Origin of the sequence: Paenibacillus physcomitrellae, assembly GCF_002240225.1 — a bacterium.
GTDB classification, from domain to species: domain Bacteria; phylum Bacillota; class Bacilli; order Paenibacillales; family Paenibacillaceae; genus Fontibacillus; species Fontibacillus physcomitrellae.
Window position 1 is genome coordinate 1,640,947 of sequence record NZ_CP022584.1, and the last position, 15,440, is coordinate 1,656,386.

At 51.8% G+C, this 15,440-nt stretch carries 8 protein-coding genes; 4 read left to right on the plus strand and 4 right to left on the minus strand.

The annotated features are described in order from the left end of the window. Positions 1-221: 221 nt before the first annotated feature. Positions 222-1,379, minus strand: a complete 1,158-nt coding sequence (locus tag CBE73_RS07500; protein ID WP_094093712.1) for a glycoside hydrolase family protein — start codon at positions 1,377-1,379, stop codon at positions 222-224. Positions 1,380-1,538: 159 nt separating this feature from the next. Between CBE73_RS07500 and kduI the strand changes: the two genes are divergently transcribed. Genes kduI through kduD form a run of 3 tightly spaced genes read left to right on the plus strand, consistent with a single transcriptional unit; the run spans position 1,539 to position 3,971 of the window. Then, positions 1,539-2,372, plus strand: a complete 834-nt coding sequence (gene kduI, locus CBE73_RS07505) for a 5-dehydro-4-deoxy-D-glucuronate isomerase (protein ID WP_094093713.1) — start codon at positions 1,539-1,541, stop codon at positions 2,370-2,372. A 36-nt stretch (positions 2,373-2,408) separates the two neighbouring features. Further along, positions 2,409-3,170: a DeoR/GlpR family DNA-binding transcription regulator gene (locus CBE73_RS07510; protein WP_094093714.1), complete on the plus strand. Its 762-nt coding sequence runs from the start codon at positions 2,409-2,411 to the stop codon at positions 3,168-3,170. Positions 3,171-3,218: 48 nt separating this feature from the next. Beyond that, a complete protein-coding gene (kduD, locus tag CBE73_RS07515; RefSeq protein ID WP_094093715.1) occupies positions 3,219-3,971 on the plus strand; it encodes a 2-dehydro-3-deoxy-D-gluconate 5-dehydrogenase KduD in 753 nt (250 codons plus the stop codon). Between the two features lie 91 nt (positions 3,972-4,062). Here the strand turns inward: kduD and CBE73_RS07520 are convergent, their stop codons facing one another. Continuing rightward, complete coding sequence (locus CBE73_RS07520; protein ID WP_094093716.1) at positions 4,063-5,802, minus strand: methyl-accepting chemotaxis protein; 1,740 nt, start codon at positions 5,800-5,802, stop codon at positions 4,063-4,065. A gap of 401 nt (positions 5,803-6,203) precedes the next feature. On the opposite strand from CBE73_RS07520, the gene CBE73_RS07525 reads away from it, so the two are divergent. Continuing rightward, on the plus strand, positions 6,204-7,124 hold the full coding sequence (locus CBE73_RS07525; RefSeq protein WP_094093717.1) for an aldo/keto reductase: 921 nt from the start codon (positions 6,204-6,206) through the stop codon (positions 7,122-7,124). A 132-nt stretch (positions 7,125-7,256) separates the two neighbouring features. Here CBE73_RS07525 and CBE73_RS07530 read toward each other — a convergent pair whose 3' ends face one another. Both CBE73_RS07530 and CBE73_RS07535 read right to left on the minus strand, forming a co-directional pair. After that, positions 7,257-13,388 (minus strand): hemoblobin-interacting domain-containing protein, encoded by a 6,132-nt coding sequence (locus CBE73_RS07530; protein WP_094093718.1) that lies wholly within the window; start codon positions 13,386-13,388, stop codon positions 7,257-7,259. A gap of 177 nt (positions 13,389-13,565) precedes the next feature. Further along, entirely contained in the window at positions 13,566-15,344 is a 1,779-nt protein-coding gene (locus CBE73_RS07535; RefSeq protein ID WP_094093719.1) for an extracellular solute-binding protein, read from the minus strand. Positions 15,345-15,440: the final 96 nt, after the last annotated feature.

Here is a 15,440-nt window from a genome sequence, read left to right on the forward strand (position 1 = left end):
CTGATGTTTACCTATAAAATCCTTCTATATCCATCATACAAAATCTCTGTCATAAAGACACGGTAATTTTATATAATCGACTATTTTTTTCGAAGAATCAAGAGAAATTTAAGATTTCATGCAGCCCTTGAAAAAAGAAAACCTTGAGAGAAGATTCTTCTCCCAAGGCTCTATTTCCACGAACCTCCAGCGGACGGATTTCTGCTTCCCTCCGGCAATCTTTATTCCCAATAAATTGTAAATCCGCCTTTCAGCCTCGCCAGGCCCTCCACAAAGAAGTAATCGCCGTAAATCAGCGGCACATCCACGTTCCTCTGATCCGGAAAATGGCTTGTGCCGCGGAGAATCAACCCTTCCTGCTCCGGGTCGTCCCAGGCTCCATAATGCTTGTACAGCGACTCCATTATCCGCTCTCCAGCATGGCGATAACTGTCGCTCTCCTCAGACGGTACAACGCCGGCAAGCAGCAGCAAACCGCAGGCGGCGCAAGCTCCTGCGGAGGAATCCCGATAGGCCTTGCTATCCTCCGGAGCCCGGAAGTCCCAATGCGGCACATGATCCTCAGGCAGCTGCGAAATAAAGAAATGGGCCACCCGTTTAGCAGCATCCAAATACTCCTGACGTCCGCTATGGTGATAACCCAAAGCCAGCCCGTAGAGCGCCCATGCCGTGCCTCTCGACCAAGCCGATTCAGGAGAATAACCTTGACCGCCGATAAATTCGGTTTGTTCCCCCGTCTCCGGATCAAAACGGACAATATGCCGGACCGAACCGTCCGGGCGGATAAAATACTCCAGCACCGTGTCCAGATGGGCATCAGCTATATGGCAGTAACGCGCATCTCCACTCTCGCGGGAAGCCCAATACAGCAGCTGCACATTCATCGCACAGTCGATAATGGCTACTCCAGCATTGTCGGAACGGGTATTCCAGTCGTTCCAGGCCCGGATGAAACGCCCTTGAAGGTTAAAACGTCCGGCCAAATAATTGGCCGCCTTGAATGCCCGCCTGCGGGACAGCTCCGATCCGTTCAGCTTGTAGTTAGCCAGGCTGGTCAAGATCCACATGAAACCGAGGTCATGGTCCAGCCGGTCATACCCGTCTAGCACCTCGTCAAGCCGTTCTTCGCAGGCTTCGGCTGTTGCCCGGAACTGTGGTTCTTTACTCTCCTCATAGAGCATCCATAACAAACCCGGCCAGAAACCGGCTGTCCACCAGCCCGGCTCCTCAAGCTGATATTGTCCTCCCTGGCTGGCATGCGGAAAGTTCGCGCCAATCCGCCCGCTGGTGCGGAGTACTTTATCCACTGTACGCTGCCATGCTTCCTCCACCCAATCCAAACGTTTGCTTTGTCCTTGCTGAACTGCCGCTTCTTCCATTTAACAACACCCGCCTTATTTATGATTAACAACTATAAGTGCCAAATGAGTTGCGTTTATTTAAGTTCATTTTAGTATAAAATATTGATTTATGCACCAAAAAGTTTTAAGTTGTACTTATACGAACCTAAATTTGATTTTGGAAAAGGAGACTCTCCCATGGAAATCCGCTATGCTTCCCATCCTAATGAAGTCAAACAGTTTGACACAGAACGCCTGCGCCGTGAATTCGTTATCGAATCTTTATTTGTTCCAGATAAGCTGACGCTCATTTATTCCCATGTGGACCGCTTTATTGTAGGCGGAGTTGTTCCGGTGCAAAGCAAAGTCGCACTTGAAGCCGATCCGAAGGAAATCGGAGCGGAGACGTTCCTGGAGCGCCGGGAAATCGGCATTATCAACCTTGGAGGGCAAGGCAAGGTAAGTGTGGACGGAACCGATTATGTACTGGAGCCTAAAGACTGTCTCTATGTAGGTCTTGGCGCCAAACAAGTATGGTTCGCAAGCACGGACGCCTCGTCCCCGGCCAAATTTTATCTAAACTCCACACCGGCCCACAAATCTTATCCAACCGCCAAAACCGGTCAGGCAGACGCCTTTAACGTCCACCTGGGCGCAATCGACAATTCCAACGAACGGACGATTTACCGCTATATCCATGAGAAGGGCATCCAAAGCTGCCAGCTTGTTATGGGCTTAACTCAACTGGAGAAAGGGAATATGTGGAATACGATGCCGGCCCATACCCATAACCGCCGTTCGGAGGTGTACCTGTATTTCAATCTTCCGGAAGACGGCGCTGTGTTCCATCTGATGGGCGAACCCCGGGAAACCCGCCACGTAGTCATGCGGAATGAGCAGGCCGTTATTTCCCCAAGCTGGTCGATCCACAGCGGGGTAGGAACCAGCAATTATATTTTCATCTGGGGAATGGCCGGGGAGAATCAGGTGTTCGAGGATATGGACGCCGTGGACATGAAAGAGCTAAAATAACAGGAAATACACGTATAGAGAAGAGTTGGAACCGAAATGAACCCTTTACGCCGATATGAAAAAATTATGGAGCTCCTGCTTACCGAGCAGGAGGTAACCGTCACCCGTCTAAGCCAAATGCTTCAGGTGACCGGGAAAACGATCCGGGAGGACTTGACCAAGCTGGAGGAGCAGGGGCTTCTGCACCGCGTCCACGGCGGCGCTGTGCTGGCCAACACCGACCAGTTCGGGATTCTTCCTGTGAAGGAACCGCTGATGAAACACGCCGGTGAGAAAGCCAGAATCGCCGATAAAGCGCTGCAAATGATTCAGTCCGGCGATGTGATTGCCTTGGACGGGGGCAGCACAACGCTTGAAATCGCCCGCCGCCTGGAAGACCTCCCCGTTACGGTCGTTACTAATGATGTGTACATTATCAGCGAACTGGCCTCGAAGGAGAACGTTCGGCTTGTCGTGCCGGGCGGATACCGGGTCCGCAATATGCTGGCGGGACCAGAGGCGGTTGCCTATATCCGGAATTTAAACATTCAGAAGGCGTTTATTTCCTCGACAGGCGTGCATACCGAACATGGTTTGTCTGTCTTTACCGGAGAGCTGATCGATTTCAAACGGGCTTTGCTCGAGACAGCGCGGGAATGCTATGCCGTCGTGGATCACTTCAAATTCGGGCAAAGCGCCTTGAGGACTTTCGCCCGCCTGAATGAGATTACCGCAATTATTACAGATCCAGGCCTGCCTTCCGAAATGGCAACATCCTTTATTCAAGCTGGTGTCAGGATAGAACTGGCCGACAGCTGATCAGCTAGTCTGCTCTTAAACAGTCTAATTACTTAGGAGATTATTCCCATGAATCTATTTGATCTTAGTGGTAAAACGGCTTTGGTGACCGGCGCTTCCGGCGGGCTCGGCCAAGGTATCGCCTTGGGGCTGGCCGAGGCCGGCGCAGACATCGTGGCCGTGTCCCAATCCAGTTGTGAAGCCACATTAAACGGTATCAAAGCAGCCGGCAGAAAAGGAGCCGGAATTTCCGCCGACCTGAGCCGGGCCGATCTGTTGGAAGATGTATTTGCGCAAGCTTTAGAGTTAAATGGTCAAATTGACATTTTGGTGAACAACGCTGGCATCATCCGCCGCACTCCCGCCGCTGAACACAGCCGGCAGGATTGGTATGAAGTGCTTGATTTGAATCTGACTACGGTGTTTCTGCTGTCCCAGCTGGCGGGCAATCATATGATCGCCAGAGGAACCGGCAAAATCATTAACATTGCCTCCATGCTGTCCTTTCAGGGAGGGATCAACGTCCCTGGCTATACGGCCAGCAAACACGGCGTAGCCGGATTGACCAAAGCTTTCGCCAATGAATGGGCCGGAAAAGGCATCCAGGTCAACGCCATTGCTCCGGGGTATATGGCTACAAATAATACATCTCCCATTCTGCAGGATGAAGCCCGGACCCGCTCCATTACCGAGCGAATCCCCGCGGGGCGCTGGGGCACTCCCGAGGATTTGAAAGGCCCGGCTGTCTTTCTCGCTTCTTCTGCTTCCGATTACTTAAACGGCCACGTGCTCTGCGTAGACGGCGGCTGGATGGCCAGATAAAGGGAAGGTGTTCTGAACTTATATAAAATCCCCCTCCCTGCGGGCACACCGCAAAGAGGGGGATTATTTTCGTTTATTTAATGAACAAGGATTACTCCTGGATTTCAGGCAGTCTCGCCTGCTCCACTTCCTGCTCAGCCAGCTTGAACCGGCTCATCATCCGCTCCAGCCCATCCGCAACTGTCTTCAGTTCTTTGGCCGATCCGCCTACTTCTTCCATGCTGGCAAGCTGCTGCTGGGTAGCCGCCGATATTTCCCGTGTGGAGGCGCTGGCTTGCTCGGCGATCGCCGAAATATGTTGAATAGCCGATATAAGCTCGTTTTTGTCTCCATTGACTTCAGCAATACCATTCATCAGAATCTCGATCTCTCCTATTATAGCGGCTACCGCCTGGGCGATTACTTTAAAGGCATTGCCCGTATCCGCCGAAACAGCAGCCGTCCGGCTGATCGCTTGAGATCCCTGCTTCATAAATAGCTGTGTATGGGCAACAGCCTCGTTGACCTCATTCACAATTCCTTCAATCCGGCCGATTGAATTCGCCGTCTGTTCGGATAACTTCCGGATTTCCCCGGCCACCACCGCAAATCCTCTGCCCTGCTCGCCGGCCCGGGCGCTTTCAATCATGGCGTTTAAGGCAAGCAGCCGTGTTTGTTCGGCAATCTCTTTAATCACCGAAGCGATTTCAGTAATATGCCCAGACTTGCTGCCAAGCTCAAGGACCTGGGACTCGATCCGGGAGTTGATTTCCGTATTGTCATCAATGGCTTCTTTCAATTGACGAATACTGACCAGACCGGTCTGGTGGGCACCTTTCGTCTCTTCGATCCGCCCTTTCATTTCATCGGCTTTGCCGGACAGCAGCCGGATTTCGTCTGCCAGTCTGTTCAGCCGCTCCAAACCTTCACCTGAATGCCGGGCCAGTTCACCGGCACCTTCAGCAAGCTCAGCCGCGGAGCCGGAAATCCCTTCTGCCGCACAGGAGGTCTCTTTGATCACGGCAGTCAGCTTCCGGGAGCTGTCCGCCACCTGATACGTGTTATGCTGAATATTACTTACCAGCGAATTTAGGGTACTGCGCATCCTGGACAACGCAGCCGACATACTGCCGATTTCATCCCGCCCGCTGTACTCAAATTCAAAGGAGAAATCTCCTTCTGCGAAATGAGCGATTTCTCCGGACATTTTTGACAAGGGAAGCACTAGCTTTTTGGCTAACACAACACCTACCAAAAGGCAGCCTATCATGACCAGAAAGGCGATCAATACGGTTTCCCAACTGGAACGCTGCAGCTGTGCGTTCATATCTTTCAGCGACAAGCCAATGTTCAGAGCTCCTGACAGGTTATCGTTATAAATAAAATCGGTAGAAACGTTGTAAACCCGTTCACCGTCCGGCATGGACAGCATACGTCCGGTTGTCTTTTCTCCGTTTGCCTCCTTTGGCTGATTACCGCCAGCAGCCGCGGGCTGATTCCCTTTGACCGAAGCCGCCGACTCAGCATCTAGTTCAGCTCCAGACTTATTCCATTTAGAAGCATCTGAAACCAGAAGGTTGGATTCACGATCGGAAAGCGATATATAAACCAAATTGCCCTCACTCTGCTCCTTAATCGTTTGGAAGATTTGCTGCAGTTCTGATAAATTCGTTACGTTACGGGTAACGATCTCCCTCTTAATGATCGTGATGAGCGTGGCCCCGTCATTCTCCATTTGGGTTGTGACCGATCTTTGCAGCTCAAAATAGGAAACTCCGGCAAATGCGGCGGTACACACGGCTACTACAACAGTGATTAAAGCTAATATTTTTCCGATTAACGATCTAAACATGGACAGCTCCGCCTTTACAATTTTTATGCTAATTCAAGGACGGCTTCCCCTTCATAAAGGAAATCCTTCCCTTCTATGTATCTTATAAGCTTAACAAAATCTTCTAATTTCTCAGTGACAAATGTTACATACAACCGCTGGATAAAAGTGTTATAGAATGCTCTCAAACATCAACAAATTGTAAAATTCAATTTAAAAAGTTTAGGGCTCTTGAAACCCTTCCTTCAGCGTGTCAAAATAGAAAAGGGTTTTGCAGGTTCTCACATATCTAAAAGTGTTATCGTTTTCATAGGACTCCCGTGCCGCGGGAGCATCTTACGGTAAGCTTATAGGTCATGTTAGGAATGTGTTGTCTGGACCCGCAAAATCATCCAGAATAAACGATATGGAGGGAGATAACAATGAAAACGATTAAACTCGGAACAAGCTCACTTGAAGTGCCTGTTGTAGCCGTTGGCTGCATGCGCATCAATTCTCTGGATAAAAACGGTGCCGAACGTTTCGTGCAATCCGCACTGGACCTAGGTGCCAACTTCTTCGATCACGCCGACATTTACGGTGCAGGTGAATGCGAAGAAATTTTTGCAGATGCTATACATATGAGCCCTTCGGTCCGCGAGAATATTATTCTGCAGTCCAAATGCGGCATCCGTCCCGGCATCAGCTTTGACTTCTCCAAAGAGCATATCCTGAACTCGGTAGACGGCATTCTGAAAAGACTGAAAACCGACTACCTCGACGTACTGCTGCTGCATCGTCCGGATGCTTTGGTAGAGCCGGAAGAAGTTGCTGAAGCGTTCGAACAATTGGAGAAATCGGGCAAAGTCCGTCATTTCGGCGTATCCAACCAGAAACCGATGCAGATCGAGCTGCTGAAGAAATTCGTGAAGCAGCCTATCGTGGCGAACCAGCTTCAGTTGAGCATCACCAATGCCAAAATGATCTCCAACGGCGTTAACGTCAACATGGAAGTCGATTCCTCGATCGACCGCGACGGAAGCATTCTGGACTATTGCCGTCTGCATGACATTACTATTCAGCCATGGTCTCCGTTCCAATACGGCTTCTTCGAAGGCGTATTCCTGGGCAGCGACAAGTTCCCTGAGCTGAACAAGAAAATCGACGAAATCGCCGCTAAATACGGCGTGAGCAATACGACCATTGCAATTGCCTGGCTGCTCCGCCACCCTGCTCAAATGCAGCCGATTATCGGTACGATGAACATCGACCGCCTGAACGATTGCGTGAAAGCTGCAGACGTGGTATTGACCCGTGAAGAATGGTATGAAATCTACACGGCGGCCGGCAACATCCTGCCATAAGTTATAGATTCACAGCCTAACAAACTACAAGATCCGGTCCGCGTAGGCGACATGCCGTTCCATCGGCCCGATCTGAAGTCAAACAGCCCCGGGTCCATCGACCAGGGGCTGTTTTTCCTTTTTTATAACGTGTTAATAAACTTCTACCTCATAAATCGAAGGACCATAAATCTCGAAATGCCTGCCGGTCATGTAAAGGCGCAGATAGCGGCCGGAGACAGCTAGCGGCTCCAGGTCGATTAGTTGGGTCAAGTCCGCATCCTCTTTATCAAGCTCTTCACTTTTGACCGTCTGCCAATCGGATTCATTTCCTGTCAGTTCATCCGCCACTTGGATATCGACGTGAGTCGGATAGGCTCTTTCCCAATGCACCACCAGCTGTTGCAGTTGCTGCAGGCTTCCAAGATCCACATAGATCCATTCCGCCTCTGCCCCCTCAGACCAGTTGGCTTCCCACCTGGTCTGAGGATCTCCATCAGTGATCACATTCGGATCAAAATTAGCGTTGGAGCTGGAAGCCGTTACAGGACGGTGAAGAGCCAAATTCGGGCTTTCATCCCCGCTTCCGCCTGAGCCATCTTCCCCGCCGGAGGGCAGAACTTCCTGCTGAATGGAAACGTCTGCGTATCCTGCCGCTTTGATCAAAACGGTATAAACTCCAGGTTCAGCCAAGCTTCCTGCTTTGAGAGTCAATATGCCTGCCTGAAGCAAATAATCCGTATTCTTCTGAAGTTCCTTCCCGTTTAAGGAGACGGAGGTAACCGCCTGCTCCCATAAAGGATCGGCCGTAAAGGTCAAGTCAAGGTCACGGTCCGTATAATTGTCATAGGTATCTGCAGTTACGGTAGGCGGGGCAAGGGGGTCCGCTGTTCCCGGGCCGGGATTGCCACCGTCTTCCCCGGTTTCGCCTGAATCTCCCGCAGGAGTGCCGTACACTTCCATTTCCCATAAAGAATAACCGTATTGCGTGCCTCTAGCTGTTCCTAACACACGTACATGGCGGGCTTCAGCCGGTTCCTCAAAAATCAGGTCCTGACCACCATTCCCTGCATTTTCCGTATACCAATCGGTCCAGTCGTCGTCCCCCGGCTGCTCGGCTTGGGAGACCTGCACTTGATAAGTTTTGCCGTACGCGCCTTCCCAGTTCAAAAGCACGGAATCGATCCGGTAAAGACCGCCAAGATCCACCGAAAACCACTGCGGGTCTTTAGATTCGGACTCCCAGCGAGTGTTCGGATTGCCGTCTACCGCATTGGCCGCAGCCTGCACGGACGAGGAAGCGGATGCCGTTTTACCCAGCGCCACGTTAGGCGATGCTGACAGGATCAGCTGGGAAACCTCGTTGGCCCCATAGCCATCGGCCAAAATTGCAATCGTATAACTGCCTGGGGACAGGAACAGCGAAGGATCCAGCCTGATGCTGCTCTGACCTATGGTCACCTTCTCCATAGCCGCAGCGTTTCCATTGATTTGTACGCCGCTTATTGCCTCGCGCCAGCCCGGATCGTCCGGGAAGGTGAGCTCGATCTCATGACCAGCCTGGTTCTCCGTCGTATCAGCTGTCAGCTGCGGCCCTCCTTTAACTTCCTTTAATTTAATGTCATCGAAATGAAGAACATGTTCGGAATCTGGAGTGGTCTGATCGCCCGTAATAACATTGCCGAGCAGATACTTCAGCGTAAAGGTGGCATTAGCCGAAGGCTTCAGGACAGCCGTATACACTTTTTGCGAATCCCCGGTAATCGAAAAAGGAAGCTGCTGGCTGTTGTTATAACCCGTAAGCTCAATCAGAATCGGACGGTCTACGGAAGACCACGCCCGGAAGGAGAGCTCATACGTTTTCCCGGCTTCTACCTGGACGCCGGACTGCATCAGCTGGGTATACCAGCTGAAAGGCACGCCCCACTGCGGGTCCAAGCCGCCGAAATAATGAATGTTCAGTTCGGCAGCCCCATCCTTGACGTCAAAGGTCGAATCCCCTTCGTTCGCTACCCAAAGCTCCCAGCCGGTTTTGCCTTGCGCAAATCCTCCGTTGACCAGCAAATTCCCATCGCTTGCAATCAGAACCTGCGTGACGCTCGTATCGGCGTACCCTTCAGCTTTGACCGTGATCCGGTAGGTGCCCTCCGAGCTGAAAGCAGAAGGATGGAGGACCAGGCTTCCCGGCTGAACTTCATATTCCCCGGTCTCCAGCACTCGGTCATTGACCAAAACCGAGCCAATGGCCGTCCGCCAGGCTTCGTTCTCTTTGAATCCCAACTCCACCGGCTGGCCGAACCGGTTATCGGTCGCATCCGCTGCAAGCGCCGGCGGACGTTTCAGCGGAGCGTCCTTCACTTCCAGCACCACGTTGCGGAACGAAATCTCGTGGGCGCCGTTTGGAGCCTGCGGGGTTTTGCCGAGCAGGAATTTCAACGCTACGTTATCGTCCGCCGTCGATTTAACCGTATATTCGTAATGCTGCCAATCCGGCTCCAGGGAAATGAAGCCGGAGTCGAAACGGCGGTTGTACGCCGCATCCTCCAGTGTCACTTCCGTATCGCGGGTGACCGACGACTTGGCGTCAAAAGCGAGCACATAGGTAAAACCTTTGGTCAAATTCAGGTTGGACTGGTTGAGCATGATATTCCAGGCTTCCGTACCCACATTGGTTACAGACACTTTAGCCATGCCGTCAGCCGCGCTAAAGCCGGCAGCCGCTCCCTGCGTAAACGGCTCCCAGCCGGCCAAACCCGCCGAAAAGTCCCCGTTGACAAGCGGATACAGGCTGACCTTGGAATAATCAACGTTGTTGTTGGTCGTACGGATCAACCGGATGTTATCCAAGGTTAAGGTTGAATCAGCCGTGGTTCTGCTTCCCAAATCAAACACCAGTTGGCCCTCCGGATCCGTAACCTGCTCCGGCATGGTAAAGCTGACTGTATGCTTCCCGACTGTCGTACCTATCGAGATATCGTTGATATTTCCGTAAACCGTGGATCCATCCTTGCTCAGAAATCGGACGTTTACGGTACGCTGTGCATCGGCCTTCGCCTCAAAGCTCAGCTCATATGAATCGCTCTGCAGCAAATTGATTCCTTTCTGTAGCAGCTGCACCGCCTCCGGACGGCCCCCGCCGTTCCGGATGTCGACGGTCAATTCGCGCCGGTTCTGATCCACGCTGGCTGAAGCGTCAGCTCCATCCGTTCTAAAGCTCCAATATTTCATGCGATCCATCGTGCCCAAATCAAAGGTGCCGTTATAAACATGATTCCCATCATCCAGCGGTGTTTTCGCTCCATCAGGATCAACGACCTGGTCGGTCTCCTCCAAGCGGACATTGCCGATCCAGACCGGACTGGTGTTCAGCCCCACATTAAATTCAAGACGGGCCGTCAAATCAGTTTGGGCTCCCATAACAAAACGGTATTCGTAATGATTAAGCGAAGATTGCAGTTTGACGTCAAAATTGTCGGAATAGGCCGACCAGCCGTTATCGGCATCCCCTCCCATCTTCACGGCAATAGACCGATCAGCGTTCGATTTGGCATCAAAACTTAACTTATAAACATGCCCTCTAACCAAGGGTGCATATTGGATCAACTGCAGCGAGTAGTTCTGATTGCCGCCGTTTGTCGGTATAATCTTGGCAAAATTACGGCCGTCAATCGGCTCTATAGAGGCCGAACCTGCTCCTCCATAATCCGGCGTATGCAGGAAATTCCATTTATCCGCCGAAAGCGGCTGGCTGCTGGTCGTAATATCCGTCAGGCTCTGCTCAAAATTCGGATCGGCAATGTAGCTGCCGTCTACAGGCTGTCTGGCTTCAGTCGGAATTGGCTCTTTGGCCAGCACGGGTTCTACCGGCGTTTTGTAAGGTTTGCCGTCTAATTCGTAGGCTCTTACATAATCAACCTGCATTTCGGCCGGAAGCTTGGAGTCCGGCGGGAGCACATTGCCGTCGAAATTACCGCCTACAGCCAGGTTTAGGATGATATAAAAAGGCTGATCAAAAGGAGCCGGGAATGCGTATTTGTCCGGCTGTCCGATTCCTTCACTGCTCCATTCGTTAGCTTTATGAAACAGATTTCCGTCTACATACCATCTGATTTCTCCCGGCTCCCATTCAACCGCATAAGTATGAAAACCGCTGCTAATCGATTGGCCTGCCGGGAAGTGGTAATCGCCGCCGTTCGATTTATTATTCGGCCAAGGCTTGCCAAAATGAATCGTGCCGGACGTCTCTCCCGGCAGGCGGCCCCTGGCTTCCATGATGTCGAGTTCGCCTGACGACGCCCATCCGCCATATACGCTGTCCTTGGGCATCATCCAGAATGCCGGCCAAAATCCCTCTCCTTCAGGCATTTTGATGCTGGCTTCGAAACGGCCGTATTGCTTGCTGAATGTAGGCGATGTCCAAAGCCGGCCTGAAGTGTAAGGTTTACCATTCATCGACTCCTTCTTGGCTGTAATCGTCAGCTTGCCATCCTCGACCTTCAGATTATCTTTGGAGTAATACTGCTGTTCATTGTTGCCCCAGCCATCCAGGCCGTATTCAGCTCCTGTCCCGTTCTGGTAGCCCCATTTGTCCAGATCAACCCCGTTGCTGTCCAGTTTGGTGCCGCTTCCATCAAATTCATCACTCCAAACGAGCTGCCATTCGCCCATTGGCTGTATCACATCAGCATCTGCATATCCAGCCGCCTTGATTTTGACCGTTTGATTGCCCGTCGCCGTGAACACGGAAGCTTTCAACGTCAGGGAACCAGCGCCTATAACATAATCCTCCGTGAGCGTCAGCCGGCGGCCGTTCAGCAGCACCTCTGTGATCGCGCTGCGCCAAGCCTGATTATCCGCAAAAGTAAGCACAACATCCCGGCCAAGCACGTTGTTGTCCTGGTCTGGCGTCAATACCGGTGTGATCAAGCTGTTGCCGCCACCCCCGTTGTTTCCTCCATTGTCTCCACTTCCGCTTCCGCCTCCGTTAGTGGAACCGCTGCCCGAAGGAACTGCAGGCGGCTGGCTCGGTTTCGGCTCCCCTTTTTCAGCGGTCTTCCCGCTTTGTACTTCCAAAACGGCCCCTTGCTTAACGGCTTCTCCATTCAGCGTTATTCCCGCAGTCTGGGCATGAAGCTCGCCTACCGTTCCTTTCACGCTCAGCTCTGTACCGCCTGCAGATGGCTCCACTTGCAGATTGGCAACTTCAGCCTGCTCGCCAACCTCAATGACGGCTCCCGTTTCTACGCTCATCGCACCTACCTTGGAATTGCCTTCCAGAACAACCCGAACCGGACTTCCGTTTTTATTTACAACTACTGTTCCTACCGAAGAATTGTGAAGATGTACCGAGTGGCTGCCGCCGCCGTTCACATATAAGACCCCGTCTGTACGAAGTCCATCCAGCGTTACGTCTCCTTCACCAACGCCCGCCGTTATCAATACGTTACCTTTGATTTCGGCATCCTTAATAGTCGCAGCACCGCTGGCAATCAGTAATCCTCCATCCGATTTCAAGCCTTCCACGTTACCCGGTTTATGAACAATCTCGCCGGCAAGCCGGTCAAGCAGCACCACGGCTTCCGCTCGGGTCAAGGGCTGCTTGGGCCGAAGTGTTCCATCTGCAAAGCCTTTTACGGCTCCCGCCTGAATAAGATCAGCCAAAGGCTGAACAGCAAAACCGGCAATCTCCGAACGATCCGCAAATCCGCCTGTCACGGCTGATGAATCTGCTTTCGACAGCGGGAACAGCGAGGCAACAATCTTGGCAGCCTCCTGCCGGGTTACGGCCGTCTCCGGTTTAAACAGTTGATCCGGATAACCTTCCATATATCCAGCTTGCAGCGCAATACCAACCTGCTCGGCATACCATTTGTTCGGAGCCACATCCGAGAACGTTGTCCCGGACTTGACGCTATAGCCAAACAAGGCATTGACCAGCTTGGCAAACTCTGCGCGGCTAACCGTATCATTCGGCCGGAACTTGCCGCCGCTGCCTTCTACAAGACCCAGCGCTGCCCATTTTCCGATTGACCCACTGGCCCAGGTCCCCTGAACATCTTTAAAAGTTGAACCTGCGCTTACCCCGTCAGTTAAAACGCTGACTGCGCCAGGCAGAGTTGGGGGAATAGCTGTGCCTGAACCCGTTGAGGCAAAAGCAGAGGCGGAGCCTGATACCGGAGCGGCCCAACCAGCAGCCGGCAGCTGACCGGCCAGCAGCACAGTCCCGAACAATACAGCGGCAATTTGCCGCCGAAGTCGATTGTTTTTTCCCATAGATAACGTCATTCCTTACATGTCTCCCTTCCTGAATCTGGATTATTGAAGGTACTCTCTTGGCGTTTCTCAAGAAATAGTTAAGACAATTGCAGGACCTGCTCATAAAAAGGAACGCTACAGACTTGTGCAGCGTTCCTTTTCCGTTACATTTGGGACTGACCCGTTGAATGACCGGCAGCTTTTGTTTTATTTGTTGTTAGCGGATTGATACCATTCGTTGACTTCTTTAGTGATTTGATCACCGCCGGATTTCTTCCAATCAGAAACCATCTTGTCGAATTGATCGATTGGGGTTTGGCCGTAAATGATCTTGGAGTACGTTTCGTTAACCAGCTTATTGAGCAGCTCGTTTTTCGATTTCATCGTTTCGGTCAGCGGACCCTGGAAGTAATTCTTCATACGGATGTCCTTCTGATCCATAACGATCTTCATGCCTTCAATATTTTCCGGCTTACGGATGGCCGCCGTTTGCACTTCATATGGTGTTTCCGGCGTGCCGCCGTTCGCCAGCTTAAGCATCGTATCCGCGTAAAGCGCAGGAATACGTGCACCTTCAAAGGTCAGTGAATAGTAAATCGGTTCTACAAGCTTCGTACGGTCGGCATAACCCGGGAACAGGTCCGGATATTTCTGCGGGTCCTTGGTGATCGAACCGTCCGGCAATTTCGCCCAGTCGTAACCTTCGGCAAAGCCGTTTTCAAAGATGCCGCCCTTCTCCGGATTCGCCCAGTTTTCAAAGAAGAAGTTATAATAACGCAGCAGAGCTTCCGGATGTTTGGCGTTTTTGTTGATCAACATCCAGCCGTTAACCGATGGATTGCCGCTTTGCGCGCCAATTTTACCGTCTGGTCCGACCGGAATCGGATAAGCTTTGTATTTCGAGCCCGGCACGTTGTTCAGCAGGTCGCTGAACGGCCAGTCAGGCATCCAGTTTGGACCTACAATCGCACCGGCTTTGCCTTTGGTAAACAGCTCGGAACCGGTTGTTTCATCCAGGACACCGGAATCTTTGGACAGGTACCCTTTATCCATCCAGGTTTTCAAGGTTGTCAGCGCTTGTTTAGCAGCCGGATCTACCGAACCGTAGGTCAGCGAGCCGTCAGCAGCCTTATTCCATTGGCCAGGCAGTGTGCCGTAATCACCGAATACCCAGCTGATGTCGGTCATCCAGTTCAGATACGTATTCTTGAATCCGGCGGCAAGGCCGATTGTGTCCTTTTTGCCGTTGCCATCAGGATCTTGGTTGACAAAAGCGTCCATGATATTCTCAAAGTCGGCCAGCGTCTTAGGCGCTTGCAAGCCCAACTTATCCATCCAGTCTTGACGGAGCCAAAGCACCAAGTCACCGTTGTACGCATAATCCAGTACAGGCAAAGCCATCCGTTTGCCGTCGCGCGTTACAGCCAGCCAAGTGTCAGGGTTCAAGGCAACGCCTTGTTTGTACGCGTCGTCGGCGTATTTATCAAACAGTTCACCTACATCCATGAACTGTCCCGAATCGATCAGCATGTTCACCGTTTCGATGTCACCGCGGTAAGTGATAACGTCCGGCATTTTCTCACCGGAAGAAAGCATCAGGCGCAGCTTGGTTTTGTAAGCGTCGTTTGTATCCGTTACGACCCAGTCGTATTTCACGTCAATGCCCAGATTGTCTTTCATGTATTTCTGCAGCACGTTGTTCTCCATCGTTTCGCCGGTTTTGAAAAAGTAGTTCGTGCCCACACCTTTGACCGTAGTCAACGTGATCGGCTCCACATATTTCTTACCGTCCCAGCCGGTTTCGTCAACGCCTGAGGCGGACGTATTGCCGCTGCCTCCGCTATTATTTCCAGCGCTTTCGCTTTGCGTATTGTTTCCGCCGCTGGCGTTCGGGGAAGCATTGTTTCCTCCCGAGCAGGCCACCAAGCTGAATGACAACACTGCCGTCAGCGACAAGCCCAGCATTCTTTTCCAAGTGAATTGCATAATTTCTTATCCCCCTAGAATTTGATTGAGAGCGCTTACTTCTCTCTTCTACCTAACTATAAATCGCAGGATGCTATGGTTGAAATGCCCAAAATT